Origin of the sequence: Flavobacterium nitratireducens, assembly GCF_029625335.1 — a bacterium.
Classification (GTDB): Bacteria; Bacteroidota; Bacteroidia; order Flavobacteriales; family Flavobacteriaceae; genus Flavobacterium; species Flavobacterium nitratireducens.
In genome coordinates, this window is sequence record NZ_CP121111.1 from 552388 (window position 1) to 579120 (window position 26733).

The 26733-nt window shown below is 32.1% G+C and carries 23 protein-coding genes, 3 tRNA genes and 2 pseudogenes; 17 read left to right on the forward strand and 11 right to left on the reverse strand.

The window, feature by feature from the left end; translation table 11 throughout:
* The first annotated feature begins 61 nt into the window (after positions 1-61).
* The gene (locus P5P90_RS02545; RefSeq protein WP_278035666.1) at positions 62-1606 is read left to right on the forward strand and encodes a hypothetical protein; all 1545 of its coding nucleotides are present in this window, start codon (positions 62-64) and stop codon (positions 1604-1606) included.
* 26 nt (positions 1607-1632) lie between these two features.
* On the opposite strand, the gene P5P90_RS02550 is transcribed toward P5P90_RS02545, so the two are convergent.
* Positions 1633-1866: a hypothetical protein gene (locus P5P90_RS02550; RefSeq protein ID WP_278035667.1), complete on the reverse strand. Its 234-nt coding sequence runs from the start codon at positions 1864-1866 to the stop codon at positions 1633-1635.
* Between the two features lie 213 nt (positions 1867-2079).
* On the opposite strand from P5P90_RS02550, the gene P5P90_RS02555 reads away from it, so the two are divergent.
* The 9 genes from P5P90_RS02555 to P5P90_RS02595 all read left to right on the forward strand — a co-directional run bounded on the left by P5P90_RS02555 (position 2080) and on the right by P5P90_RS02595 (position 8103).
* Positions 2080-2838: a DUF4369 domain-containing protein gene (locus tag P5P90_RS02555; RefSeq protein ID WP_278035668.1), complete on the forward strand. Its 759-nt coding sequence runs from the start codon at positions 2080-2082 to the stop codon at positions 2836-2838.
* Between the two features lie 39 nt (positions 2839-2877).
* Positions 2878-3093 (forward strand): TlpA family protein disulfide reductase, encoded by a 216-nt coding sequence (locus P5P90_RS02560; protein WP_278036468.1) that lies wholly within the window; start codon positions 2878-2880, stop codon positions 3091-3093.
* A gap of 326 nt (positions 3094-3419) precedes the next feature.
* Positions 3420-3503, forward strand: a tRNA-Tyr gene (locus tag P5P90_RS02565).
* A gap of 131 nt (positions 3504-3634) precedes the next feature.
* Positions 3635-3715, forward strand: a tRNA-Tyr gene (locus P5P90_RS02570).
* 147 nt (positions 3716-3862) lie between these two features.
* Positions 3863-4813, forward strand: coding sequence for an isopenicillin N synthase family dioxygenase (locus P5P90_RS02575; protein WP_278035669.1), 951 nt, complete (start codon positions 3863-3865; stop codon positions 4811-4813).
* Positions 4814-4917: 104 nt separating this feature from the next.
* Entirely contained in the window at positions 4918-5250 is a 333-nt protein-coding gene (locus tag P5P90_RS02580) for a translation initiation factor (RefSeq protein WP_278035670.1), read from the forward strand.
* 103 nt (positions 5251-5353) lie between these two features.
* Positions 5354-6217 carry a nucleoside phosphorylase gene (locus P5P90_RS02585; protein ID WP_278035671.1) on the forward strand — a complete coding sequence of 288 codons (864 nt, stop codon included), beginning with the start codon at positions 5354-5356 and terminating at the stop codon, positions 6215-6217.
* Positions 6218-6298: 81 nt separating this feature from the next.
* Entirely contained in the window at positions 6299-7150 is an 852-nt protein-coding gene (locus P5P90_RS02590; protein ID WP_278035672.1) for a substrate-binding domain-containing protein, read from the forward strand.
* Between the two features lie 20 nt (positions 7151-7170).
* Positions 7171-8103: a transglutaminase-like domain-containing protein gene (locus tag P5P90_RS02595; protein WP_278035673.1), complete on the forward strand. Its 933-nt coding sequence runs from the start codon at positions 7171-7173 to the stop codon at positions 8101-8103.
* A 1-nt stretch (position 8104) separates the two neighbouring features.
* On the opposite strand, the gene P5P90_RS02600 is transcribed toward P5P90_RS02595, so the two are convergent.
* Entirely contained in the window at positions 8105-9112 is a 1008-nt protein-coding gene (locus P5P90_RS02600) for an LLM class flavin-dependent oxidoreductase (RefSeq protein WP_278035674.1), read from the reverse strand.
* Between the two features lie 191 nt (positions 9113-9303).
* Here P5P90_RS02600 and P5P90_RS02605 point away from each other — a divergent pair.
* Positions 9304-10838, forward strand: a pseudogene (locus P5P90_RS02605) (IS1182 family transposase).
* A 100-nt stretch (positions 10839-10938) separates the two neighbouring features.
* On the opposite strand, the gene P5P90_RS02610 reads toward P5P90_RS02605, so the two are convergent.
* Positions 10939-11016: transfer RNA gene (locus P5P90_RS02610), tRNA-Val, on the reverse strand.
* Between the two features lie 209 nt (positions 11017-11225).
* On the opposite strand from P5P90_RS02610, the gene P5P90_RS02615 reads away from it, so the two are divergent.
* Positions 11226-13013 carry an ABC transporter ATP-binding protein gene (locus tag P5P90_RS02615; protein ID WP_278035675.1) on the forward strand — a complete coding sequence of 596 codons (1788 nt, stop codon included), beginning with the start codon at positions 11226-11228 and terminating at the stop codon, positions 13011-13013.
* A gap of 170 nt (positions 13014-13183) precedes the next feature.
* Here the strand turns inward: P5P90_RS02615 and P5P90_RS02620 are convergent, their stop codons facing one another.
* From P5P90_RS02620 to pyrR, 6 genes and pseudogenes are all read right to left on the reverse strand, one after another.
* Positions 13184-13687 (reverse strand): CAP domain-containing protein, encoded by a 504-nt coding sequence (locus tag P5P90_RS02620; protein WP_278035676.1) that lies wholly within the window; start codon positions 13685-13687, stop codon positions 13184-13186.
* A gap of 160 nt (positions 13688-13847) precedes the next feature.
* Positions 13848-14492, reverse strand: a complete 645-nt coding sequence (gene pdxH, locus P5P90_RS02625; RefSeq protein ID WP_278035677.1) for a pyridoxamine 5'-phosphate oxidase — start codon at positions 14490-14492, stop codon at positions 13848-13850.
* A gap of 29 nt (positions 14493-14521) precedes the next feature.
* Positions 14522-15427 carry a ribonuclease Z gene (locus P5P90_RS02630; RefSeq protein WP_278035678.1) on the reverse strand — a complete coding sequence of 302 codons (906 nt, stop codon included), beginning with the start codon at positions 15425-15427 and terminating at the stop codon, positions 14522-14524.
* An 88-nt stretch (positions 15428-15515) separates the two neighbouring features.
* Positions 15516-15851 (reverse strand): ribonuclease Z, encoded by a 336-nt coding sequence (locus tag P5P90_RS02635; protein WP_278035679.1) that lies wholly within the window; start codon positions 15849-15851, stop codon positions 15516-15518.
* 145 nt (positions 15852-15996) lie between these two features.
* Entirely contained in the window at positions 15997-16923 is a 927-nt protein-coding gene (locus P5P90_RS02640; RefSeq protein WP_278035680.1) for an aspartate carbamoyltransferase catalytic subunit, read from the reverse strand.
* A gap of 52 nt (positions 16924-16975) precedes the next feature.
* Positions 16976-17514 (reverse strand): annotated as a pseudogene (pyrR, locus tag P5P90_RS02645) (bifunctional pyr operon transcriptional regulator/uracil phosphoribosyltransferase PyrR).
* A gap of 222 nt (positions 17515-17736) precedes the next feature.
* Here pyrR and P5P90_RS02650 point away from each other — a divergent pair.
* Entirely contained in the window at positions 17737-18363 is a 627-nt protein-coding gene (locus tag P5P90_RS02650) for a glycosyl hydrolase family 95 catalytic domain-containing protein (RefSeq protein WP_422851733.1), read from the forward strand.
* Between the two features lie 173 nt (positions 18364-18536).
* Here P5P90_RS02650 and P5P90_RS02655 read toward each other — a convergent pair whose 3' ends face one another.
* Positions 18537-20156, reverse strand: coding sequence for an ABC-F family ATP-binding cassette domain-containing protein (locus P5P90_RS02655; RefSeq protein ID WP_278035682.1), 1620 nt, complete (start codon positions 20154-20156; stop codon positions 18537-18539).
* Positions 20157-20422: 266 nt separating this feature from the next.
* Between P5P90_RS02655 and P5P90_RS02660 the strand changes: the two genes are divergently transcribed.
* Entirely contained in the window at positions 20423-20761 is a 339-nt protein-coding gene (locus tag P5P90_RS02660) for a hypothetical protein (RefSeq protein ID WP_278035683.1), read from the forward strand.
* A gap of 117 nt (positions 20762-20878) precedes the next feature.
* Positions 20879-21289 carry a hypothetical protein gene (locus P5P90_RS02665; protein WP_278035684.1) on the forward strand — a complete coding sequence of 137 codons (411 nt, stop codon included), beginning with the start codon at positions 20879-20881 and terminating at the stop codon, positions 21287-21289.
* Between the two features lie 306 nt (positions 21290-21595).
* Here P5P90_RS02665 and P5P90_RS02670 read toward each other — a convergent pair whose 3' ends face one another.
* The gene (locus tag P5P90_RS02670; RefSeq protein ID WP_278035685.1) at positions 21596-23620 is read right to left on the reverse strand and encodes a beta-N-acetylhexosaminidase; all 2025 of its coding nucleotides are present in this window, start codon (positions 23618-23620) and stop codon (positions 21596-21598) included.
* A 273-nt stretch (positions 23621-23893) separates the two neighbouring features.
* On the opposite strand from P5P90_RS02670, the gene P5P90_RS02675 reads away from it, so the two are divergent.
* On the forward strand, positions 23894-25363 hold the full coding sequence (locus P5P90_RS02675) for an MFS transporter (RefSeq protein WP_278035686.1): 1470 nt from the start codon (positions 23894-23896) through the stop codon (positions 25361-25363).
* A gap of 144 nt (positions 25364-25507) precedes the next feature.
* Positions 25508-26686, forward strand: coding sequence for a hypothetical protein (locus P5P90_RS02680; protein ID WP_278035687.1), 1179 nt, complete (start codon positions 25508-25510; stop codon positions 26684-26686).
* The last annotated feature ends 47 nt before the right edge of the window (positions 26687-26733 follow it).

Below are 26733 nucleotides of genomic sequence, written 5' to 3' on the forward strand. Positions count from 1 at the left end.
AAGTTTATTAAAGATGATTTAAACATTTGACAATCAATTACTTAAATCCTTATATTTTACAATGGCTAACCATCAAAAAGATTTTTTATTCGTTCTAATAAAGTCCTTATCTAAATCTGAAAAAAGACAATTTAAGATTTTTGCTAGTCGTTTAGAGACTAGTTCGAATACAAAATTTATTGAGTTATTTAATATCTTAGATAAATCAGATCATTATGATGAAAAATTAATACTCAAAAGTGGTAGTATAAAAAAAGTCCAATTATCTAACTTAAAATCATATTTATATAAGCAGATTTTAGTGAGTATTCGTCTTAATATTCCTAGTCAAAATATTCGTTACCAATTAAGAGAACAAATTGATTTTGCAACCATTTTATATAACAAAGGTTTATACAAGCAAAGCTTAAAAATATTAGATAAAACTAAAACTCAAGCAATTGAAAACGATGAAAAACTAATGGCCTATGAGATAGTTGAATTTGAAAAATTAATTGAATCTCAATACATCACGCGAAGCATTCAAGGAAGAGCCGATGAATTAGTCATACAAGCCAAAGAAATTAATTATCAAAATACGATTTCCAGTAAATTATCAAATTTATCACTCCAATTATATGGCATCATGCTTAAGACTGGTTATGTTAAAAGCGATGAAGAACACAAATACATTGACGATTATTTCAATAAGCATATATCAAAATTAGACGAGAGCAAATTTGGATTTCGAGAAAAATATTGGTTTTATAATGCTAATCTTTGGAGAAGTTTTTTAGTTCAAGATTTTTTAGCTAGTTACAAATTTGCATCAAAATGGGTTACCCTTTTTTATGATAACCCAAATATGATTTTTCTAAATCCTGTATTTTTCTTAAAAGGAAATCATTATTTATTGGAATCTTTATTTATGCTGAAATACCAGACTAAATTTAAAGATTCGTTAGCGAAATTAGAGCAAACTATAAATGATTCTCGTTTTCCAACTAACGATAATATTGCCTCTTTGTCTTTTTTATATGTATATAACAACAAATTGAACTACCATATTATGGAAGGTTCATTTGCTGAAAGTGAATATTTAATACCAGAAGTACTAAATAAATTAAAAATCCATAATGAACACCTAGACGAACATCATGAAATGTTGTTCTTCTACAAGTTTGCTAGCATCTATTTTGGGATTGAAAAATACAACGAATCGATTTTTTACCTAGAAAAAATAATCAACAATAAGAATTTAAGCATGCGCGAAGATTTAATGTGTTTTGCTCGTATTTTATGCTTAATTGCTCATTATGAATTAGGAAAAGATTATTATTTAGAAACACAATTAAAAAATACTTATAAGTTTTTGATTAAAATGAATGATTTGCATGAAGTCCAAAAAGAAATCATTCGTTTCTTGAAAAATTTGAATTCTATTTATCCAAGTGATATCAAAAAAGAATTCATTAAGATGAAAGAACGCTTTATCGAATTAGAAAATAACACTTATGAAAAAAGAGCTTTTTTATACCTTGACATTATTTCATGGTTAGAAAGCAAAATCGAGAATCGTAAAATAAGTGATATTATTAGAGAAAAAGCCAGGCTTAATAATAGATAAAAAATGAGGAGGTAGTTCCTCTTTTTTTATAGTAATTCCTTTCTCGCTCTCATAATATCTTCAAAAGTACAACACTTAACATACTCTTCTACTCCATCAATTAAAATTGGAAGATAAATGAATTCTACTTCCGATAAATCTTCTTTTAGATAAAAAGCGATATCATCTAGTTTAAAAAACCACTCCTTATCATATTGAACCTTATTAATTGTAGCATCTTTTATCAATGCTTTTTCACTTAACAGTCTTTTAAAACCCATTATCTAATCCTATTTATAAACGAAATAAGAACAAAGATACTTATTAATTAAGAATAGAAAATTACACTATTGATATTGATTTAATCATTCCTTAAATTTATTCATAACTATATATAAATAATAGTAATTATAACAAAAATTTAGCGATTTAAATTATTGCTATTTTATAAATTTAAATACTTTTGCAGACTTAACTAATTTAACTAATTAATAATGAAAAAATTATTTTTATTTCTTTCTGCCTCTGCTGTACTAGTTTCTTGTAGTAAAGTTGGTAAAGATGAGTACATTATCACAGGTACTGCTAAAGGAATCGAAAACGGAAAAACAATCATTCTTCAAACACAAGATCCAAGTGGAATGGGTGGTTTAATAAACCTTGATACTGTAAAAGTTGAAAACGGAAAATTTGAAATCAAAGGAAAAGTAACTGAGCCTTCTTTCCACGTACTTCAATTAGAAGCTGCTAATCAACCAATTCCTTTTATCCTTGAATCAGGAGAAATCAATATCGAAATCAACAAAGATAGTATTCAAAACACTAAGATTTCTGGTACTTATAACAATGATGAGTATGTGAAATTTAACGAAGAAATGAAAGTGGTTCAAAAGAAATTAATGGATTTCCAAAAAGTGAACACACTTAAAATGAATCAAGCACAACAAACTAAAGATACTGCTACAATCAATAGTTTAATGGCTGAATACCAAAAATTACAACAAGAAGTAGGTGATAAATCAAAAGAAAAATACATTTCTTACTCTGAAACACACCCAAAATCACTTATCAGTGCTTTAATTGTTCAAAGTATGCTTGGAGATCCAACTGTTGATATTAAAAAAGTTGAAAAAATCTACAATAGTTTTGAAGATGATTTAAAAAACACAAAACCTGGAAAGTTAATCAAAGAAAGATTGACTACTGCTAAAACAGGAATCCCAGGTGCACCAGCAGCGCCAAGTGCTAAATGAAGAACAGATTTTTCTGCACCTAATCCTGAAGGGAAAGTAATTTCTTTAAAAGAAAGCCTAGGAAAGGTTACAATTGTAGACTTTTGGGCTTCTTGGTGTGGACCTTGCAGAAAAGAAAATCCAAATGTAGTAGCTATTTATAAAGAGTTTCATTCAAAAGGACTTAATATAATAGGTGTTTCATTGGATCAAGATAAAAACAAATGGAAAGAGGCAATTGCAAAAGATAATTTGACTTGGACACACGTTCTCTAATTTAAAAGGATGGGAAGATCCAATAGCGGCACAATATAAAGTTGATGCAATACCAGCTACTTTTATTTTAGATGCCTCTGGAAAAGTTATCGCTCGTGACTTAAGAGGTGAAGAATTAAAAGCAAAAATCAAAGAACTTTTAGCTAAATAAGCTCTTTTTAAAGAAAAGAAATAAAAAATCTCCGCTAGGGAGATTTTTTATTTTACTAAAGACCAACACTTTAAAAAAGATTAAAAAAAGTTTAAAATTAAGCGCTGAAAATGTTTGCAAACGTCAAAAGTGTTCCTATATTTGCAACCGCTTACAACAAGTAAGACAATGGTCGGGGAAGATACTCAAGCGGCCAACGAGGACGGACTGTAAATCCGTTGGGAAACCTTCGCAGGTTCGAATCCTGCTCTTCCCACCAAAAACGCTTCAAGCAATTGAAGCGTTTTTTTATTAATAAATTCAGTTCTTTAAAAAATAGTTTGCACACGTCAAAAGTGTTTCTATCTTTGCAACCGCTTACAAAAAATAAGTGTTTAACCACTAGGTATCGGGAAGATACTCAAGCGGCCAACGAGGACGGACTGTAAATCCGTTGGGAAACCTTCGCAGGTTCGAATCCTGCTCTTCCCACTAAAACGTTTCAAGCAATTGAAGCGTTTTTTTTTGCTCTAAACTTTCGTCAATTTTAGTTTTTATAATTTTAATTAAAATAATTATTAAATACATTTGTAAATCAAAGATAAAATCAGTTTCAAATCTGTTAAAAATAATTACTCCATGCAAAACATCCCTAGTGTTGATTTGAGCGATTTCCTTTCAAACGATCCTATCCGAAAAGAAAAATTCGTTAATGAAATTGGAAGTGCATTTGAAGATATTGGCTTCGTTGCCTTAAAAGGACATTTTTTAGATCAAAATTTAGTTCAAGAATTATATAGTGAAATCAGGGCTTTCTTTAATTTACCAGTAGAAACTAAAAGAAATTATGAGATTCCAGGCATCGGAGGACAAAGAGGATATGTTTCATTTGGAAAAGAGCACGCCAAAGGACGTAAAGAAGGCGATTTAAAGGAGTTTTGGCATTTTGGGCAATATGTAGGCCAAAATTCAAAATACACTTCAGAATACCCTCCTAATGTTATTGTAGATGAATTACCTCGTTTTAACTCAGTAGGAAAAGAAGCGTATCAAATGTTAGAGAAAACAGGAATCTATGTTTTAAGAGCTTTAGCTTTACATTTAGGTTTGGACGAATTCTATTTCGACGACTATGTCAAAGAAGGTAATTCTATTTTAAGGCCTATTCACTACCCACCTATTACTTCAGAACCTGAAAATGCGATTCGCGCTGCAGCGCATGGTGATATTAACCTAATTACTCTTTTAATGGGAGCACAAGGTCGAGGACTACAGGTTCAAAATCACAATGGAGAATGGATTGATGCCATTGCCGATGAGGATCAATTAGTCATCAACGTAGGTGATATGCTTTCCAGACACACTAATAATAAATTAAAATCGACTATACATCAAGTAGTGAATCCTCCAAGGGAATTATGGGGAACTTCTAGATATTCTATTCCGTTTTTTATGCATCCTGTAAGTGATATGCCTTTGAATTGTTTAGAGAAATGTATCGATAATGAAAATCCAAAACAATTTGAAGATATTACTGCTGGAGATTTTCTTTACGAAAGATTAGTGGATTTAGGATTGATAAAAAAATAACACAAATAAATTCCAATCCCAAGATTTCGGGATAAAATTCCAAATTCCAATAATTCAATTTTGGAATTTAAAAAAATCGGAGTTTATTTTTAGCATAAAAATTTATGGACTTACAAGAACAATTAAAAAACTTATTCCCAGACCACGTTCCAAGCAACGAAGCTGAAGAAATTGAGGAAACAACTCATGAATTATTTGTTCAAAAAGAACCGATGATTTGTAAATTTGAAAAGCGAAAAGGAAAACCTACAACAATTATTGAAGGCTACGAAGGAGATGATGAAGATTTTAAAATATTGGCTAAAGAAATTAAAACAAAACTGAGTGTTGGAGGAAGTTTTAAGGACGGAGCTATTATCATTCAAGGAGATTATCGTGATAAAATCATGAATATTTTACAAGAAAAAGGTTTTAAAACCAAACGTGTGGGAGGATAAATCAGTTTTCAGAAAGCATCAGGCAGAAAACAGCCTTCAATTCTCAACAAAACTTGTAAACTTTGCGGAAAACTTTGTGCTCTTTGCGGTTAAATAAAAAAAAATGATACAAGCATCAGAACTGATTTTAAATCCAGATGACAGCATTTACCATCTTAATCTAAAGCCCGAAAATATTGCTAAAGACATCATATTTGTTGGTGATCAAGACCGAGTTGAAAAAATAACTGCCTTATTTGATTCGGTTGAATTTAGTACTCAAAAAAGAGAATTTAAAACCCAAACCGGTCTTTATAAAGGAAAAAGAATCACCGTTATTTCTACGGGTATTGGACCGGATAATATTGATATTGTTTTAAACGAACTGGATGCCTTAGTCAATATTGATTTTGAAACCCGAAAAATAAAAGACCAATTAACCTCTTTAAATATTATTCGAATTGGAACTTCGGGATCATTACAATCCAATATTCCTGCTGATAGCGTTGTAATGAGTAAATATGCAATTGGTTTAGACAATATGCTTCGCTCCTATTGTATCGATTCGGTTTCTAATCAAGAAATTGAAGATGCTTTTATTCAGCAAACCAATTGGGATTTAAACAAAGGAAAGCCCTATGTGATTCGCTCCAGTGAAGTTTTAGAAAATAAATTTAATTCTAATGAAATTCATAAAGGTTTTACAGCAACAGCAGGAGGATTTTATGGCCCTCAAGGAAGAATTTTACGTTTAGCTATTCAGGATAATGATTTAAATCGAAAAATGGATCAATTTGAATATAATGGAATGCAAATTACCAATCTTGAAATGGAAACAGCAGCTATTTATGGATTGGCAGCGCTTTTAGGCCATCGGGCTATTTCTTTGAATGCTATTATTGCCAATCGTGCCAATGGTACTTTTAGCAACAAACCTTATGAAACTATTGATATTCTGATTCGTTATACATTAGAAAAGTTAGTTTAATAATTATCACAAAAAAACAATGATTTAAAAGAATTTAATTAGTTAAACTTCTCTTATCAGTATTCTTAAAAAATAAACATCATGAAACAATTAAAAATAGCTGGAGTTCCGGAACATTTTAATTTACCTTGGCATTTAGCCATTGAAAATAAAGAATTCGAAAGTCAAAATATCGATTTACAATGGACAGATGTTCCAGAGGGAACTGGAAAAATGTGCCAAATGTTACGCAATGGAGAGACTGATATTGCGGTGATTCTTTCAGAAGGAATTGTAAAAGATATTGTGGGAGGAAATCCGTCTAAAATAGTTCAGGTTTATGTTGATTCCCCTTTGATTTGGGGAATTCATGTTGGCGCACAATCAAAATTCAAAACACTTGGCGATTTAGAAAATACCAAAGCCGCTATTTCTCGATTAGGCTCAGGTTCGCAGCTAATGGCTTACGTAAATGCTAACAATCAGAATTGGAAAACTGATAATCTTCAATTCGAAATTGTAAATACTATTGATGGAGCTGTAGGTGCTTTGACTGAGGGTACAGCCGATTATTTTATGTGGGAACGTTTTATGACAAAACCATTGGTTGACAAGGGAATTTTTAGAAGAATTGCCGACTGCCCTACTCCTTGGCCATGTTTTGTAATTGCGGTTAGAAATGAGGTCTTGGAAAATAATCCCGAAATCATTAAACAAATTCTAAACATTATCAATAAAAAAACAATTTCTTTCAAATCGACACCTGATATTGATGCCGTTTTAGCTGAAAAGTACCATCAAAAAAGGGAAGATATTCAAGAATGGCTTTCATTAACCGATTGGTCTCAAAAGCAATTGAGTAATGAAATGTTAAACAATATTCAAAATCAGTTATTAGAACTTAAAATTATTGATAAAATCGGTACTTTTGATGAAATAGTTAAAACGCTTTAGTTTTACCTTTTTTGCTCCACATGATAAACTTTAGAAATCTTTCTTTTCAAGATATAAAACAAAAACTTCAGTTCAAGAAGCCTTGGGATGATGTAATTATTTTTGTCTTAAATGTATTGATTACAATACCTGCCTTTATCATAGCGCATCAAAATTTAATCGAGTTAAACTGGATTTTTAATCTGGATCGTGTTTTATTGTTTCTATTCATTTTAATTAGTGTTCAGTTAATTCTTCGTTTACTTCGAACCATAATAATTGTTTGTATAGTACTGTATTTAATTGTCTTAACTTACGGTACATTATCTGGGAATTATGGTTTTCAAAGCATCATTGAAGATTATGACTCAATGGTTTACACCATGTCTGACAATCCCTTTCCTCAGGATATTATTATTTCAAAGTTATTACCGTTTCCTAATAAGTCACAAATTCTTAATGCAATTGAATATCAAAACCCTAAGGTTCGAAATTTTGCAATTATGGCGGTCAACAAACATTTTAAAGATGTAAAAGGCTTTTCAGATTACAGGGTTGTTATTCAATGTTTTGCTGTCTTCAAAGAAATTAATAATCGTTGGAATTATGTTAGCGACCCTAAAGATGGCGATTATATTGCCATCGCCAGCGAATCTTTAAATTACTTATCTGGAGATTGTGACGATCATTCTATCTTAATGGCAGCATGTATAAGAGCAATTGGGGGAACTCCAAGATTAATTCATACTAAAGGTCATATCTATCCTGAAATTTTAATTGGAAGCATGAACGACCTAGAAACAGTCAATTTCTTAATTAAAAATAAGCTTTTTGCTAAAGAAAGCTATGGCAAACAATTGCATTATCATATTGATGAACGCAATCAAATTTGGCTTAATCTGGATTATACAGCGAAATATCCTGGCGGACCATTTATGTCAGAAGAAATCCTCGGTGCTTTAACCTTGAATTAATTCAGCTCTTTCTATTTAATTCACCTAGAATTTCATAAGAATGGATTCGAGCATCATGTTCGTAAACGGCAGAAGCAACCATTAACTCATCAATTTGTGTAAATTCAATAAACTGATTTAATTCCTTTTCTATTTTTTCAGGACTACCAATAAATGTATATTGAGTCATTTGCTGTAAAGCAGCCTCTTCCATAGGATCTCTAAAATCATCTTCAGGTTTTACAGGTGCTTTCAATTGCTCTCTTTTTCCTGTAATAATACCCCAAAATAATCTTTTAAATGAAGTAGCTAACCTTTGGGCTTCATAATCCGTATCGGCAGCAATTACATTAACACAAGCAATTGTATAGGGTTCTTTTAAATATTCAGATGGTTTGAAATTATTGCGATAAATAGTCAAAGCTTTATACAATTGTGCAGGTGCAAAATGACTAGCAAAAGCATAAGGTAATCCCATTGAAGCTGCTAAGTAAGCACTATCGGTACTGGAACCCAGAATCCAAATAGGAATATCTAATCCTTCACCAGGAATGGCACGTACGCGACCATTTTTATTACCTTCAGAGAGATACATTTGTAATTCCTGAACATTAGCTGGAAATTCCATTGCCGCATGCTCATCTCTTTTTAAAGCCGCAGCCGTAAATTGATCGGTTCCTGGCGCTCTTCCTAATCCTAAATCGATTCGATTAGGAAATAACGTAGCCAAGGTTCCAAATTGCTCTGCAACAACCAAAGGAGCATGATTAGGAAGCATAATTCCTCCTGAACCTACTCTTAAAGTAGATGTTCCTGCAGCAATATGCCCAATAAGAACAACCGTAGCACTACTGGCAACCCCTTGCATATTATGATGTTCAGCTAACCAGAATCGGTTATAACCCCACTTCTCTGCATTTTGTGCTAAATCTAAACTGTTCTTGAAAGTATCCGCTGGATTCCCTCCATCTCTTACAATTGCTAAGTCAAGAACTGAAATTTTAATTTGCGAAAGTGTTTTTGTTGCCATGAAATTTACTCCTAATTTGAAGCCACAAAAATAAGCTTTGTAAAAAAGGGATCAACACAATAAAATACTAATAGAAAGTTAAAAGTAAAGCAACAAAAAGAAGCTGTCTCACAACTTGAGGCAGTTTTTTTTTTTTTGTTTTACAACAGGATTTAGCTTATATTTAAGTGTTGATTTTAAGTCCTCTGAAGATGAAATTTAAACATTACAATCAAAATCAAACCACCCTTTTACCTTATTCATTTGATGAATTTATTGTAGCCCAGCATCCTGTTCGTATTGTAAATCAGGTTGTAGAATCAATATCAAACCCCTACTCAAAGCCTACAGCGAAGAAGGTAACCCAGCGTATCATCCCAAAATGTTACTTAAAGTCATGTTGTATGCCTACATGAACAATGTTTATTCTTCTCGAAAGATTGAATTGGCCATAAGAGAAAATATAAATTTTATGTGGCTTACTGGTATGACAGTGGTGGACCACAATACCATTAGTCGATTTAGAACCAATAAACTCAAAGATTCTTTTAAAGAAATTTTCAAGCAAGTTGTTTTAATGTTAGCTAGTGAAGGTTTAATTTCTTTAAAGCAAATCAATACCGATGGTACTAAAATAGAAGCGCAAGCCAACAAATACAGTTTTGTTTGGGGAAAAAGTATTAAAACCAATAAAGCCAAAATGCTTACCCAATTGGAAGAACTCTGGAAATAAGCCCAAAGTGTATCTAACGATGATGGTACTAATCCTGAGCCACCCCAGTTCAAGGAAATTAGCCAAGAAGTCATCGAAAAAACAGTAGCTCAAATCGATGCCAAACTCTCCGGTAATGAAAAAGCAAGTTCTAAAGCAAAAGCTAAACTGCGCTACATTAAGCAAAACTTCAGCAAAAACCTAGAAAAATACAATGAACAAGAAAAGATTTTAGGAGAAAGAAACTCTTATAGTAAGACCGATACCGATGCGACTTTCATGCGAATGAAAGAGGATCATATGTTAAATGGTCAATTGAAACCAGCCTACAATGCTCAAATTTCGACCGAAAATCAAATCATTGTCAACTATACGATTCATCAAAATCCAACCGATACTAAAACCTTAAAACCTCATTTAGAAAATTTAAAAGAGATCTTTGGAGAAAAAGTTTTTCAAAACTTAGAAGAAATCACTGCTGATGCAGGTTACGGAAGCGAACAAAACTATGATTATCTAGAACAAGAAAACCTCACAGCCTATGTGAAATATAACACTTTTGATAAAGAGCAAGATAAAAATCATCAAAGAAAAAAACATCCCTTTAGCAAAGAAAACCTTTACTATAACTCGGAAGAAGATTTTTATGTGTGTCCAATGGGACAAAAAATGACAAAAACACATCAAAGTAAACGAATAACAGAAGCTGGCTATACCCAAAACCTATCACATTACCAAGCTCAAAATTGCGAAGGTTGTCCATTACGAGGGCAATGTTTTAAAGGAAAAGGCAATCGAAGTATTGAAAGAAACCATAACCTAGAAAGACATAAAGAAAAAATTAGAGAACTACTGCTTAGTGCAAAAGGAATCCAAAAACGAAAACAACGCACTGCCGATGTGGAGCCTGTATTTGCACAACTCAAGCACAATCATGGATTTAGACGATTTTCATTAAAAGGTCTTGAAAAAGTAGAATTAGAGTTCGGATTAATGGCTTTAGCACACAATCTTAGAAAGAAATTAGTAGCATAATCAAAAATCAAACTTCCCTCATTATAATATTTAGTTATTCCTTAAAAAGAAGGGACAAATAAAAAACCGCCTCAAATTTAGTATTGAGACGGCTTATTCTTGGTGGGCGATGAGGGGTTCGAACCCCCGACCCCCTCGGTGTAAACGAGGTGCTCTGAACCAGCTGAGCTAATCGCCCTGTTTTGTTGTGCTATCATTGCTGATTGCGAGTGCAAATATACAGCTAGATTTTATATTTGCAAGCAAAAAATCAAAATAAATCAATAAAAATTTCAGTGCATTTTGTGGAGTATTCAAAAACAACGCATTAGCAATTTTTCAGGCTTCACTTTTTTTTGTAAACACTCTCGTATAGTAGTACATTTGTATTCTAATTTAAATATACAGATGGGAAGATATAAAGAAAACGATTTACCCAAATCAAAAATAACTGCAAGCTCACTAAGTAAAACAAAAATTATCTTTAAATACGCAGGCAACAATAGTTGGAAATTTTATGTTGGTTTGCTTTTTTTATTACTAACCAGTGTAACAGCCTTAGCTTTTCCTAAATTCATGGGTATGTTAGTTGATTGTGTCAATAAAAAAGACGCAGGATTAGCTAACCAAATAGCTTTAGGATTAGGATTGGTTTTAATTCTACAATCGGTTTTTTCATTTTTCAGATTGTCATTGTTTGTCAATTTTACCGAAAACACTTTGGCCAATGTGCGTTTGGCATTATACACCAACTTGGTAAAATTACCAATGACGTTTTTCTCTCAAAAACGTGTAGGAGAACTAAACAGCAGAATTAGTAATGACATTACACAAATTCAAGACACTTTAACCACCACCATAGCCGAATTTCTTCGTCAGTTTATCTTAATCATCGGAAGTTTTGTAATGTTGGCAAGCATCAATATCAAATTAACAATAATGATGGTTTCTATTGTTCCTTTGGTAGGAGTTGCTGCGGTACTTTTTGGGCGTTTTATTCGAAAATACTCCAAAAAAGTACAAGATCAGGTTGCTGAAAGTCAAGTTGTAGTCGAAGAAACGATGCAGGGAATTAGCATTGTAAAAGCTTTTGCTAATGAATGGTACGAAATTGCTCGATACAAAAGTAAGATCAAAGAAGTTGTAAAAGTAGCTATTAAGGGTGGTCAATTAAGAGGTTATTTTGCTTCTTTCATTATTATTTGTTTGTTTGGAACCATCGTAGCGGTAGTTTGGTACGGTGTTCAGTTGAGTATTGCTGGTGAAATCACCGTTGGAGAATTATTTACTTTTATCTTATATTCTAGCTATGTTGGAGCCTCTTCAGGTGGAATTGCCGAACTGTACGCTCAGGTTCAAAAAGCAATTGGCGCTACCGAACGTGTTTTTGAATTATTAGATGAAACTCCAGAGAAAATCAATGCGGAAGCACATATCCCTAACATCGAAAAAATTAAAGGAAATGTAACATTTGAAAACGTTGCTTTCAGTTATCCATCTCGAAAAGAAATTCAAGTATTGAAAGATGTAAACTTCACAGCTAACTATGGTCAAAAAATCGCCATTGTAGGACCAAGCGGAGTTGGAAAATCAACGATTGCTTCCTTGTTATTGCGTTTTTACGATATTGATAAAGGCTCAATAATGATAGATAATAAAAATATTTATGATTACGATTTAGAAAATTTACGTGGTAACATGAGTATTGTTCCTCAAGATGTAATTTTATTTGGAGGAACTATTAAAGAAAACATAGCTTACGGAAAACCTAATGCTACCGATGAAGAAATCACTTTGGCAGCAAAACAAGCAAACGCTTTGAGTTTCATAGAAAGTTTTCCTGAAAAAATGGAAACCATTGTTGGAGAACGAGGAATTAAACTTTCAGGTGGTCAAAGACAGCGAATTGCAATTGCTCGTGCGTTATTGAAAAACCCAAGTATCCTAATTTTAGATGAAGCTACATCTTCATTAGATAGTGAAAGTGAAAAGTTAGTTCAGGAAGCATTAGAGGTTTTAATGGAAGGAAGAACGAGTATTATTATTGCGCACCGACTTTCAACTATTCGTTCAGCTGACCAAATATTAGTTATTGATAATGGGGTAATTAGCGAACAAGGAACTCATCAAGAACTGATTACTTTAGAAAACGGTATCTATAAAAACCTAAGCAATTTGCAGTTTAGTAATTCCTAAAAATTGATGAATAGATTATTCTAAAAATCTAATTTTTGGAGAAAGCTGAATAACACATAAAATAAAAAAAGAGTTTATAATTGGGGGATTATAAACTCTTTTTTTTATATTAAGTTGATAGATTTGGGGCAAAATATCGTACTTAATTAAAAACCAATTCCAACCTTACTTTATATTTTCACAAAAATGTTTGTGTAGTATTTTTTTCCTGTTGTGATGTCTTCTCGTATTGCAATTCCAAAATGAGTAAAATCACCTTCTATATTTTCTTTGTGCGTTGGACTATTTAACCAAGCTGTTACTGCCGCTAATGCACTTTTATAATTATAAGCAATATTCTCTCCTACTGATTTTGCTCCTAATACTTTTTTAATATTATTTGCTCTTTCCACAAAACCGTCATGACTAGCCGCTTTCTTTTCAATCATGTAAAAATCATGTTCTTCTGATTTTGATGAAATATGATTGATTTTTTCCAAAGCTTTCAATCCAACACTTACTCTATGCTTATTGATTAAATCTAATGTTTCTAATTCTAATTCAGAATAAGTATAATTTTCTACTAGCAACGATGTTGTTGAATCAGCAGTTTCTACTGTTGTGTCTGATGAACATGAATTCATTGTAAATAATACTGCAAAAAATATTATTAACGTGTTTAAATTTCTTTTCATAAGCTAGTAGTTTAAGTTTAAAGTAGATTGTGGTGCAAACTCTTTAAATGATTAGTTGTTGTTCTTATTTCTGATTCAAACATACAACGTTTTATCGTTAAACTACAAAAAAAATCGACGAAATACATCTTTTTGATTTATAAATATGTAAAAACTTACATCAAGGAGCTAAGCGTTCTCTCTTCCAAGTGTAATCTTCTTGAAGCGAATAACGAATTCTATCGTGCAAACGATTGGCTCTTCCTTGCCAAAATTCAACTTGAACTGGACGCACTAAATAACCTCCCCAATGACTAGGACGAGGAATAGATTTATTTTCGAAATTGCGTTCTAAGGATTTTAAATTTTCTTCTAAAAATTCACGCGATGGAATAACCTCACTTTGATTAGAAACAACAGCACCTAACTTACTGCCATCAGGTCTGGAATCGAAATAATTATCCGAAACTGTTTCAGCAACTTTTTCAGCTATTCCTTTAATAATGACTTGACGTTCGGCAGTATGCCAAAAAAAAGAGAGACAAACATTTGGATTATTTGCGATAGCTCTCCCCTTCTCCGAATGATAATTGGTGTAAAAAATAAAACCTTCTTCGTTGTATTTTTTTAGAAGTACCACTCGAGCTTTTGGAAATCTATCAATACCCATTGTGGAAACAGTCATGGCATTCACTTCTTCTGAACCGCCAAAATCTTCTACCTCATGGAACCAACGATGAAAAAGATTAATAGGATCCTCAGGAACATTAGATTCTAATAATTCACTTTTTTCATATGATCTTCTGTAATTACTTAAATCTTCCATGTTTATGTGTTTAATTAATAATATTCATGTTATAAATCAAAAGTTTTGCCATCTTCTGCTAATAAAACATTTGGAAAAACAGTTTCGGCTTCTTCTTTAAATAAATCTATCGAATCGTATCGAGTTGAATAATGCCCTAAAATGAGTTGACTAACTTGGGCTTTTGCTGCAATAGTTGCCGCTTCAATGGCTGTTGAATGCATGGTTTTGGAAGCTAAATTTTCTTCTGATTGTAAAAAAGTAGCTTCATGATACAAAACATCAACATTACTGATAATAGGAATAATTGGTTCAAAATAACAACTATCCGAACAAAAAGCATAGCTTTTAGGTTTTAGGGGATCGAAAGTCAATTCCGTATTGGCAATAAGCCTCCCGTCATCCAATAGAATATCTTTACCATTCTTAATGTTCTGATAATAACACTTTTCGATTTGATAATGTTCAACAGCTTCAATATTTAATTTTCGTTCGTCAAGCTTTTCTTGAAATAAAAAACCATTAGTATAAATGCGGTGTTGCAAGGGAATGGTTTTCACAGACACTTTTTCGTCTTCAAAAATAATTTCGCTATTGGTATTTTCTAATTCGTTAAAATGCAAATTGAAGTTAGGCCAGGAATTAGAGAGACGTAATTGAAGCTTGATGATTTCCTTAATTCCTTTTGGACCATAAATATGCAAATCATTGTTTCGGTTGAGCAACGAAAAGGTAGAAATTAAACCAATTAATCCAAAAAAATGATCACCATGCAAATGCGAAATAAAAACATGGTTAATTTTAGAAAATTTAATTTTGTTTTTGCGAAGTTGTACTTGAGTTCCCTCACCACAATCGATAAGAAATAAACGGTTTTTGATTTCTAAAACCTGCGCCGTTGGATTAGTAAAAGTACGAGGGGTTGCTGCATAACAGCCAAGTATTGTTAATTTCAAAGTGTATTTAGTTAACTGGTTATATTTGTTTAATCGTAAAATAGAAAATCATTCGATTAAACTTTTAACGAATAAACAATTAAACTATTTAAAAACCTAAGTCACGCTCTATTTCTTCCATTTCAATAATATCATGAGCTTCTAACAAGGAAGGAACAACGGTTAATTTTTCTGGTAATGCATTATAATCAGAATCAGCAACAACAATAACAAATGATTTTTTTGATTTTTTATGTTGTTTTGATAAAGGTAAAAACAATTTTAAGTTACTTACGGCTATTTCTTCCTTATAACTTAATAAATCAATGATTATATTGTGATTTTCAAAACTTTTATATTGACTACTAACCTTTGTTAAGAATGAATCAAAATCGCCCTGAGTATCCTTGATAGTTATTGTATGTTCTTTTTGATCTACTTTCATAGCTGTTAAATTAATGGTTGGTCGGACTAAATTTATCTTGCTTGTTTTTGTTTAACAAAATTTTATATTAAAATACTTATAATCAATATTTTAAAAATAAATATTAATCAAAAACAACTTCTAAAGTTACTTTGTTTTTTTTAATTTATTGAATTTTTGAAGCCAAAAGATAAATAACTGCCATTCTAATGGCTACTCCATTTTCCACTTGATTTAAAATAACTGATTGTCCTGAATCAGCTACTTCAGATGTGATTTCGACCCCTCTGTTAATTGGTCCAGGGTGCATAATCACAATTTCTTTATTCAATGATTCTAATAAAGTTTTGTCAACACCATATTGTTGTGCATATTCACGAGTTGACGGAAAATAATTCACATCCATTCTTTCGTTTTGAACACGAAGCATATTTGCTACATCACACCACTCTAAAGCGTTTCTTAAGTTTGATTCTACTTTTACACCTAATGATTCAATATATTTAGGAATTAAAGTTTTAGGTCCGCAAACTTTTACTTCGGCTCCCTGCATTTGTAATGCATAAATATTAGACAAAGCAACTCTGGAGTGCAAAATATCACCTACAATCACTACTTTTTTGCCTGCTACATCTCCTAATTTTTCTCTAATCGAATAACTATCTAATAAGGCTTGTGTAGGATGTTCATGGGCTCCATCTCCAGCATTTACAATACTTGCTTTTACATTTTGGGATAAAAAGTGTGCTGCTCCAGGATTAGCATGACGCATAACTACCATATCTACCTTCATCGAAAGGATATTATTTACAGTATCTATAAGCGTTTCTCCTTTTTTTACAGAAGACTGAGCTGCCGAAAAACTAATTACATCTGCTGAAAGTCGTTTTTGAGCTAATTCGAAAGAAAGTTTGGTTCGGGTACTATTTTCAAAAAATATATTGGCAATGGTAATATCTCGTAACGAAGGCACTTTCTTAATTGGACGATTAATGACTTCTTTAAAATGATCGGCTGTTTCAAATATAAGGTCTATATCATTTTTGTTAATGTATTTGATACCTAATAAATGATTTACGCTTAATTCTTTCATTTTTTTCTACGATTATTATTTTATTACAGATGGAATTTTAAATAAGACAGAGTTAATTAGTTACTACATAAACGGCATCTTCTCCATCATTTTCTTTCCAACTTACCTTTACCTTTTCATTATTAATAGCATCTACCTGCCTTCCTCGATAATCAGGTTGGATAGGTAAATTTCGACTAAAACGTCTATCAATTAAAACCAATAATTCAATTTCTGATGGACGACCAAATGACTGCACCGCTGTTAATGCTGCTCTTATGCTTCTTCCAGTGTACAAAACATCGTCGATAAAAATAACTTTCTTATTTTCGACTATAAAATTAATATTTGTTTTGTTGGCTTCAAGAGGCTTTTCGGTTCTTCTGAAATCATCTCTAAAAAAGTGATATCTAAGTATCCTAATTGAATTTCAGGAGTTTGATATTCTTTTTCTAATACTTCTTTAAGACGTTCTGCTAAAAATGTTCCTCTCGGTTGAATTCCAATCAAAATAGTATCCTTAAAATCGAGATGTTTTTCAATTAGCTGACAGGCTAAACGATGCAAAATAATATCGACTTCTTTGGAATTAAGCAAAACTTTTTGAGTCATAATAAAGTGTTATGTTGGGTTGTGCAAATATACAAATTCAAATCTATCAATTCTTATGATAATTATATTACACAAAAGTTTTCTTTTTTCAGCTTCCTTAAATAACCATTAAATATTGTTAATTATAACAATTATATCTGTTTTGTTACAATTGATTTATAAAAAATCCCAGTAAAAATTATACCTTCGGGGAAATATTAAAAAAATTCTACATTTACCGATATTCATCACCGACACGTATCACACTTATTCGGATTGTATCCAGGTAGAGAAATTACACCATCAAATTCTAAATTTTTAGATACCTCCAAAAAAACCTTAGAAATACGTGGCGACGAAGGTACAGGTTGGAGTAAAGGATGGAAAATTAACTGGTGGGCTCGTTTACAAGACGGGGATCATGCCTATAATTTGATAAGACAATTATTAAACTATGTAGACCCTTTAGCTCGTAATTCGGGAGTTGGAGGAACCTATCCTAACTTTTTTGATGCACATCCTCCTTTCCAAATTGACGGAAACTTTGCTGGAACAGCTGGTATGGCAGAAATGTTAGTACAAAGTTACAATGGTTATATTCAATTGTTACCAGCCCTACCTAAAGCTTGGAAAGAAGGTCAAGTTAAAGGACTTGTGGCAAGAGGTGGCTTTGAAATTAGCATGAACTGGAACAATCAAGAATTACAAACCGTTGCTGTAAAATCATTAAACGGTGCCGAATGTATACTGGTTTCTAATGTTCCTTTGAAATTAGAAAACACCTACATCACTTCTCAAAAAACAGATAAAGGTTACCAAATTATTTTCCCAACAACTAAAGGTACAAACTATCAATTAGTTAGAAAATAAGTCAATAAAACCCAAACAAAAAAGGCAGTTTCATCATTTTGAAACTGCCTTTTTTATTGAATAATATTCTTTACACACCCCTAACCCCTCTCAAGAGGGGAAGCCTCAGATTACTTAGTAACAATTCCCTCCTTGAGGAGGGCTAGGGAGGTGTTATTTCGTGTAGAACTCAATTACAAATTATACATTTTCTTTCTTTGTTCTTGGATTTTTTCATCATCCAAATACTCATCAAAAGTCATATAACGGTCAATAACTCCATTTGGAGTCAACTCCACTACTCTATTACCTACCGTTTGTGCAAACTCGTGGTCATGTGTAGTAAAAATAACCGAACCTTTGAAGTTTTTCAATGAGTTATTAAAAGCCGTAATCGATTCCAAATCCAAGTGGTTTGTTGGTTCATCAAGCATTAAAACATTGGCACGCTCCATCATCATTCTTGAAATCATACAACGCACTTTTTCTCCTCCTGATAATACATTACTTTTCTTTAAGGCTTCTTCTCCTGAGAAAATCATTTTCCCTAAAAATCCTCTAATAAACACTTCGTCACGCTCTTCTTCCGTTTTTGCATATTGACGTAACCAGTCTACTAAAGTCAAATCGTTTTTAAAGAATTCATGGTTCTCAGCTGGTAAATAGGCTTGATTTGTAGTTACTCCCCAATCAAAAGTTCCAGAATCGGCTTTTTGATTACCATTTAAGATTTCGTAAAAAGCAGTTGTAGCACGTGAATCTTTAGAAAATAAAACGATTTTATCGCCTTTTGCCATATTCAAATCTACATCTTTAAATAAAAGCTCTCCATCAATCGAAGCACTTAAATTCTCTACATTTAAAATTTGATCTCCAGCCTCACGGTCTTGGTCAAAAATAATCGCAGGATAACGACGGCTTGACGGTTTGATTTCGGCAATATTCAGTTTCGAAATCATTTTTTTACGAGAAGTCGCCTGTTTAGATTTCGCCACGTTAGCAGAAAAACGACGAATAAATTCTTCCAATTCTTGTTTCTTCTCTTCTGCTTTCTTGTTTTGTTGTGCTCTTTGTTTTGCTGCTAATTGACTAGACTCATACCAAAATGTATAGTTTCCAGAATAGTGATTGATTTTACCAAAATCAATATCCGAAATATGCGTACAAACCGCATCCAAGAAGTGACGGTCGTGAGAAACTACGATTACTGTATTTTCATAATTCGCTAAGAAATTCTCTAACCAAGCGATGGTTTCAAAATCCAAGTCATTGGTAGGCTCATCCATAATCAATACATCAGGATTTCCAAAAAGCGCTTGTGCCAAAAGCACACGTACTTTCATTTTTCCTTCCATATCCGACATTAAGGTATAATGGTACTCTTCGCCAATACCTAAGTTAGACAATAACGAAGCGGCATCCGAATCAGCATTCCAACCGTTCATTTCTTCAAATTGCACTTGCAATTCTCCAATTCGGTCTGCATTTGCATCATTATAATCCAGATACAATTCGTCCATTTCTTTCTTTACGGCATACAGAACTTTGTTCCCCATAATAACCGTTTCAAGAACGGTATGTTCGTCAAACATATTGTGGTTTTGGTTCAAAACCGACATACGTTTTCCTGGCTCTAGCTGCACATGTCCCGAAGTTGGGTCCATATCGCCAGATATTATTTTAAGAAAAGTAGATTTTCCAGCACCATTAGCACCGATGACACCATAGATATTACCGTGAGTGAATGTAGTATTTACTTCGTCGAATAAAATTCGCTTGCCAAACTGAACTGATAAATTATTTACTGTTAACATGAATATCTTTTATAAAATTTGCCGCAAAAATACAAAAAATAAGCTTCTTATTAGCATTCTTATAAAAGGAATTCAAAACTGGTTTTTGTTGAAAACTAATCAATAGATTTTTCAACTTTTAGTATGAATATAAACTATTTTTGAAAAACGCAGAAAAGTTTTAAAATTATACATAACAATTTAATTTGATACAAAATAGCTCAAATTATCTATAATAAATTTACTTGTACAAGCTTAATGATTAAAACTATTAAACATAAATCACAATGAAAACTTTTGAAGATATTGAAAAAGAAGTTAATTTCAGAAAAGAATGGATAGAAAACTATAAATTAAAACACCCATCGTACTATCACATAGAAAGTTACATAGCAAAACTTTATGAAGTTATCAAAAATTACAAAGGAAGAACAGAAGATGCACAAAATAATTTAGTTATGATTAAACACAAAGCTGATATTCTAAATGCAGATTTAGTGGGAGAACTGAAATCTGATTCTAAAAAAAGGTTGGTAAGATATCGTACTAAATGGATTAATTATCACGAAGCAATTGACAATATTCAAAAACAATTTCTTGATATTGTAAAAAAAGATTTGTCATAACAAACACATAAGCAACTCTACAACAGATACTTTACATCTTACATGAAATAATTAAGTAAGTTTCATAAATTAACATAAGATTAAAAAAAATCTTGAAAAACTAAAAAAACTATTGTCATGATAATTATTTTAAAAACAGTTATTGCTCTGATAATCCTAACATTTGTTGGAATTAATTTATTAAGTTTTATTTTCCGCTCACTAAATATTATTATGAGTTTACCAGCATCCAAAAGTTCTGGTGTAAACAAAATGATTAAACAATCACTTTATTCAGAAATTGTGTTTTTCATATTTTCAATTATTCTTACAGTAGGATATTTTTATGCAATTAATCATTTCTACAATATTCTATTAGTAATTGCTGCCGCATTGATTATGATCTCTAGACTCCCTGATCTTTTGATTGAAATAAAAACCGGAGAAAAAACCACTAAAAAAAACATGAAACAAAGACCAATTGATATAATTTTCAATATTCTTTTTTTTGTTGCAATACCAATTATATGGTATTCATTCAAATATTAAAATACTTAACAAATTTCACCCCCTTTAGCCCCAAAATTTTTTCCGTGCCCGCAACTATGAGCAACTTTGTCGAATTACTTAATGAGATTCCTCCTTCGTCGGAATGACAAGATTGCGGAAGTAGATTAGGTAAATAACATTCCTTTTTTCAAACAAAAATTAACACCCAGTTTGTCATTCCGACGAAGGAGGAATCTCATCAAAATGAGCAAAATGAATAGCAATTAATATCACTATCTCATCAAACAAAAAAAAACTCGTTTATCCACAATCAGATAAACGAGTTTTTTTTCAAGAGATTGAATATTACAATTCCGATAATTTCATCAGACTGTTATAAATAGCCAGTTCCACATCGGCATTATTGCGAGTATTGATTTGTTCTAAAGCTGTTTTCAACAGTGCTTTATCAGGACTTTGCTTTTTCTCCCAGCTAGAAACCAATTCCGTTGCTACTGTACTTAATTGTTTGGCTAAAGGCAATACCGGTTGAATTAGAGGTGCATTTTTACTATACACATTCAGCTCGACATCCATATTGATCCATTTATTTAAATAATACACAATCTCCGTTTTTGATGAATCATCTTTGTCTGTTAGGTATCGATTAACCATTTTGTTAAACTCATACGCATCTGGAGCATCGGCAGCACAGGCATCAGCAAACAAGGTCAAAGGCGAATACATAAAGTACTTCTTCCCGCCTCCATTGCGTTTGTAAATTTTATAAGGTTCGCAGATATTGGTAAAATCATTGAGCGCTTTAATGCCTTGGTTATTAGAAATATTTCGCAAAATCACTTCTTTGTTTCGAATATGTGTCAAACCTATTTTCTCTAAATAAAAAGAAATTTTACGCAATCTTCGGCGCATATCTTCCAAATCCCTAACATTTTCATTCGACCATAAACGCTCTGCAATTGCGGCTGTTCTGGGCCAAATACGGGAATCAATAGTCAATGGTGTAACCAGTTCGCTCCACATTGTAGCCTCTCCACCCAGAATTCGAGCTTGTTCCTCCTCAGTAAAAGTCATATTTTTAGGCATTGGGTCATTTAGATAATGGGAATCAACAGACAACATCAAATCAATATAATACCCATTTGAAAGCACTGTTTTATAACCATTTTTGGCCGCAGCGGCAAGAGAAGCTCCCGGCTGTAAACCTTCATTGACTCCGCGCCAAGCATGAATAATAGCTTCTTTAGACATTTCTGGCGTCATGATTTCCTCCCATCCCATCAATTGTTTGCCATGCTTTTTGAGCATCGGAACCAATTTCATATTGAAATAGGTTTGCAAATCATGATTCGTTTCCAGTTTGTTCTTTTTCTTAAATTCCTGAATTTTAGCATTAGCATTCCATTCCTTCCCATTATTTTCGTCACCACCTATGTGAAAATAAGTACTTGGAAACAACGGACAAACTTCGTCAAAAATAGCTTCTAGTATTTGATAGGTTTTAGGATTCGTTGGATCGAGAGCCGCATCGTGAATTCCTGATTTTCTAGAAATTGCATATTTGGAAGTGGTTTGACTTCCAATTTCTGGAAAAACCGATAATAAAGCCGAAGCGTGACCGGGAACATCGATTTCTGGAATCACCATTATCCCTTTTTCATCGGCATATTTTACAATATTTTTGATCTCCTCTTGAGTGTAATATTGCCCATCTGAACCCAATGCTGTCAATTTAGGTAGGTTTTTCAATTCAATTCTCCAGCCTTGATCATCTACTAAATGCCAGTGAAAAACATTCATTTTCATGGCTGCCATCCCGTCCAAATTGCGCTTAATCACATCGACGGTCTGAAAATGTCGGGAAGCATCAATCATCAAACCACGCCAAGCAAATCTGGGTTTGTCATCAATTTCAACTCCAGGAAAATAAAATTGAGTTCCATTATTGTGAAGTAGTTGCGACAAAGTAGCTAAAGCATGTAATGCACCTAAATCGGTAGTTGCCGTAATTTCAATCTTAGTTGATGTCACTTTTAAATGATAGCTTTCGTCTTCATTTAAAACAATTTTACCTGTTCGACTACAATTGATTTGCAAATCCGCTTGAGGCAATGCATCTGTTGAAGTAACAAAACCTTGATTAAAAAACAAACCTGTTCTTTCGTCTAAATTTCTCAAAAATTGGGTAGCCGCTTTAAACACTCTTGAATTGGCTTCAGCCTTACAATTAATACTGAAATTCTTGTTTAAAACAAACGAAGCATTCGACAATGAAACAGATTGTGGCCAAGGCATCAAATTCAAATCCTCTTTCTTGATTTGAGCTTGAACCATGACATAGGTAAACAAAGACAAAATAACATATTTCATACTGTAAAAATTTTTAAGAAAATTAGCTGTTTAAACTTTTTTAGTTAAAAGGTTTTATTAGTCCGTAAAAACAGTAATTTTTGAATCTTATTAAAATCAAAAAAGAGGTCGGATATGGATAAATTTAACAAAAATATTCCATTTTGAACAATAACCTGTATTTATCGTTCAAAAAAACCGATTTTAACTACATAATATTTTTTTTTTCAAATTTTAAAAAATACTTTTACCCGATATAAAAAAAACACACCTTTAAAAAACAACTAAAAAATTATGAATTCTGAAAATTTACAAACCAAATGGGGACAATTCATCTCCCTTGTAATCGTTTTTTTCTTCTGGGGATTTGTAGGATCTGCAAACGACATTTTGATACCTGTATTTAAAAAAGTATTTACCCTATCACAAGTTCAATCACAACTAGTAGCCTGGGCATTTTATGCGGCTTATTTTGTGGGTTCTATTATCTTTTTTCTAATTTCTTTGAAATCAGATGTATTGCAAAAATTTGGTTACAAAAAAACATTATCAGGAGGATTAGTACTATCAGCTGTTGGATCTTTCTTATTTGTTCCAGCTGCCACAATGGAAAGTTTTGGATTTTTCTTAGCTGCCCTTTTCACAGTTGGTTTAGGATTTTCAATTCAACAAATTGTTGCTAACCCATTAGCAATCAAGATGGGAAGTCCTGTTACTGGAGCTCATCGTTTAACATTAGCCGGAGGAGTTAACTCATTTGGAACCACAATTGGTGCTATTTTGTTAGGAATTGCATTATTTGGAATGGGAGACAATAAAAACACTTCACTTTCACTAGAAGATATCAAACTACCATTTATCATCTTAGGATGCGCTTTTATAATTGTGGCTCTTTTTATGCTTTTTTCTAAAATTGAAGATCCTGTTAAGGAAGAAGAAGCTGTTATTGAGCACGGACATAAAAACTTCACAATACTTGATTACCCACAATTATACTTGGGAATGTTAGCTATTTTCATTTATGTAGGTACTGAAGTTTCTATCATTAGTAATCTTCCAGCTCTATTAAAAACAGCTGAATTTGGAAATATTTTAGAGGAAGCCATCCCTCCATTTATTGCGTTGTATTGGGGAAGTTTAATGATTGGTCGTTGGAACGGAGGAGTGAATGTTTTTAACACTTCTAAAACGGTAAATTTACTTTTAAAATTCATTGTTCCTACTATCGCTTTCGGAGTAATTATAGGTGCTAATGTTTTTGCAAAACATGATGTTTCTGCTTTTTACATCTACCCTATTTGGATATTATTGTTCATTTTTATGAGTTTTCTTGGAGGTAAAAATGCCGGAAAAACACTTATGTTATATGGAATCTCTGGTTTAGCAATGATGTTATTAGGACTTGTATTTCCGGATAAAGAGATTGCTAAATTCTTTTTTATATCTGGTGGATTATTCTTGTCCATTATGTGGCCTTCTATTTTTGACTTAGCCATTGCTGGTTTAGGAAAAAATACTGGAAAAGCTTCTTCTTTCTTAATTATGATGATTTTAGGTGGAGGAGTTATTCCATTAATTCAAGGTAAAATTTGTGATTTTGACTTAAGTAGTCCAGAAGGAATTTTTGGAATTTCTTGGACGCACTTTTCATATATTATACCGCTTTTAGGTTTTGCTTATTTGGCATTTTACGGTTTTTATTGCCCTAAAATTCTAAAAAAACAAGGAATAACACACGTGGAATCCGAAGGTGGAGGACATTAAAAATTAATAAAAAACTAACAGCAAAGCCGTCAAATGAAACAAATTTTGACGGCTTTGTTGTTTTATATACAATCTTGAATCAAATTGGCATGTATTTGGACAATTTAATTTTAAAAAAAATATATTTGTTCTAAATTTTTGAAAATGAAAAAAATATTACTCCTACTTTTTACTTTTTTACAATTCTTTTCTTGTGGCGTTAAACAAACTAGAAATTTATTGACCTCTGGGAATTATGATGAAGCTATAGACAATGCCATTGCTAATTTGCGTGCTAATAAAGACAAGAAAGGAAACCAGGATTATGTATATCTCCTAGAAGAAGCTTTTTTAAAAGCGACCGAAAGAGATTTAAACAACTTGAATTTATTAGAACAAGATAAAAATACGGCTAATTTGGAACGTATTTACAACACTTACTTGCAACTAAATAATCGTCAGGAAAAAATCAAACCGTTGCTTCCATTACAATTAATTAAAGAAGGTAGAAATGCAAAATTCACTTTTGATAATTACAACAAACAAATTGTAGACAGCAAAAATGCCTTGTCTAAATTTTTATATGCGAATAGTTTGGCTTTACTAAAGTCGTCAAACAAAATGGATATTAGAAAAGCCTATGATGATTTAGTGTATTTGAACCAAATTAACCCAAATTATCAAAACACACTTCAACTTCAGGAAGAGGCTTTAAGTAAAGGAAAACACTATGTATCAGTGGTTTTACGCAATCAAACGAATATGATTATCCCTTCGGATTTGCAAGCTGATTTATTAGATTTTAACACTTTAGGTCTCAATGACATTTGGACCGTTTATCATAAAACGATTCAAAAACAAGTTAAATATGATTACCAAATTGTTGTTGATTTTAGAACAATAAACATCAGTCCAGAACAAATCAAAGAAAAAGAATTCGTTAAGGAAAAACAAATTAAAGATGGTGTGAAAGACCTGCTGGATAAAAATGGTAGAATTGTAAAAGATAGCTTAGGAAAGGCTATTAAAGTAGATAATTTGAAAACAATTGTCATTCGAATTAAAGAGTTCAACCAATTTAAAGCGTGCCAAATTATGGCAAATGTGGATTATCTCGATTTTAAAAACAAACAACTCTTACACTCGTTCCCTATCGCTTCTGAATTTATTTTCAAAAATGATTACTCAACCTACAACGGTGATAAAAGAGCTACAGATGAGTCGTACTATCCTTATTTTTCAAGAAAATTACTTCCTTTTCCTAGCAACGAACAAATGGTTTATAACACAGGGGAAGATTTAAAAGTAAAACTGAAAGGCATTTTGATGAAAAACAAATTGTAATTAAAAACATATTTGTTTACTATTCAGATAGTTACAAAAACAAATCA

What these genes read in the sequence shown, in the direction of transcription:
- P5P90_RS02585 (WP_278035671.1), top strand. Translation starts at nt 5,354, where the DNA reads ATGATACAAGCATCAGAACTGATTTTAAATCCAGATGACAGCATTTAC.
- P5P90_RS02675 (WP_278035686.1), top strand. Translation starts at nt 23,894, where the DNA reads ATGAATTCTGAAAATTTACAAACCAAATGGGGACAATTCATCTCCCTT.
- P5P90_RS02615 (WP_278035675.1), top strand. Translation starts at nt 11,226, where the DNA reads ATGGGAAGATATAAAGAAAACGATTTACCCAAATCAAAAATAACTGCA.
- P5P90_RS02665 (WP_278035684.1), top strand. Translation starts at nt 20,879, where the DNA reads ATGATAATTATTTTAAAAACAGTTATTGCTCTGATAATCCTAACATTT.
- P5P90_RS02595 (WP_278035673.1), top strand. Translation starts at nt 7,171, where the DNA reads ATGATAAACTTTAGAAATCTTTCTTTTCAAGATATAAAACAAAAACTT.
- P5P90_RS02580 (WP_278035670.1), top strand. Translation starts at nt 4,918, where the DNA reads ATGGACTTACAAGAACAATTAAAAAACTTATTCCCAGACCACGTTCCA.
- P5P90_RS02575 (WP_278035669.1), top strand. Translation starts at nt 3,863, where the DNA reads ATGCAAAACATCCCTAGTGTTGATTTGAGCGATTTCCTTTCAAACGAT.
- P5P90_RS02545 (WP_278035666.1), top strand. Translation starts at nt 62, where the DNA reads ATGGCTAACCATCAAAAAGATTTTTTATTCGTTCTAATAAAGTCCTTA.
- pdxH (WP_278035677.1), bottom strand. Translation starts at nt 14,492, where the DNA reads ATGGAAGATTTAAGTAATTACAGAAGATCATATGAAAAAAGTGAATTA.
- P5P90_RS02600 (WP_278035674.1), bottom strand. Translation starts at nt 9,112, where the DNA reads ATGGCAACAAAAACACTTTCGCAAATTAAAATTTCAGTTCTTGACTTA.
- P5P90_RS02640 (WP_278035680.1), bottom strand. Translation starts at nt 16,923, where the DNA reads ATGAAAGAATTAAGCGTAAATCATTTATTAGGTATCAAATACATTAAC.
- P5P90_RS02590 (WP_278035672.1), top strand. Translation starts at nt 6,299, where the DNA reads ATGAAACAATTAAAAATAGCTGGAGTTCCGGAACATTTTAATTTACCT.
- P5P90_RS02550 (WP_278035667.1), bottom strand. Translation starts at nt 1,866, where the DNA reads ATGGGTTTTAAAAGACTGTTAAGTGAAAAAGCATTGATAAAAGATGCT.
- P5P90_RS02555 (WP_278035668.1), top strand. Translation starts at nt 2,080, where the DNA reads ATGAAAAAATTATTTTTATTTCTTTCTGCCTCTGCTGTACTAGTTTCT.
- P5P90_RS02670 (WP_278035685.1), bottom strand. Translation starts at nt 23,620, where the DNA reads ATGAAATATGTTATTTTGTCTTTGTTTACCTATGTCATGGTTCAAGCT.
- P5P90_RS02635 (WP_278035679.1), bottom strand. Translation starts at nt 15,851, where the DNA reads ATGAAAGTAGATCAAAAAGAACATACAATAACTATCAAGGATACTCAG.
- P5P90_RS02620 (WP_278035676.1), bottom strand. Translation starts at nt 13,687, where the DNA reads ATGAAAAGAAATTTAAACACGTTAATAATATTTTTTGCAGTATTATTT.
- P5P90_RS02680 (WP_278035687.1), top strand. Translation starts at nt 25,508, where the DNA reads ATGAAAAAAATATTACTCCTACTTTTTACTTTTTTACAATTCTTTTCT.
- P5P90_RS02660 (WP_278035683.1), top strand. Translation starts at nt 20,423, where the DNA reads ATGAAAACTTTTGAAGATATTGAAAAAGAAGTTAATTTCAGAAAAGAA.
- P5P90_RS02655 (WP_278035682.1), bottom strand. Translation starts at nt 20,156, where the DNA reads ATGTTAACAGTAAATAATTTATCAGTTCAGTTTGGCAAGCGAATTTTA.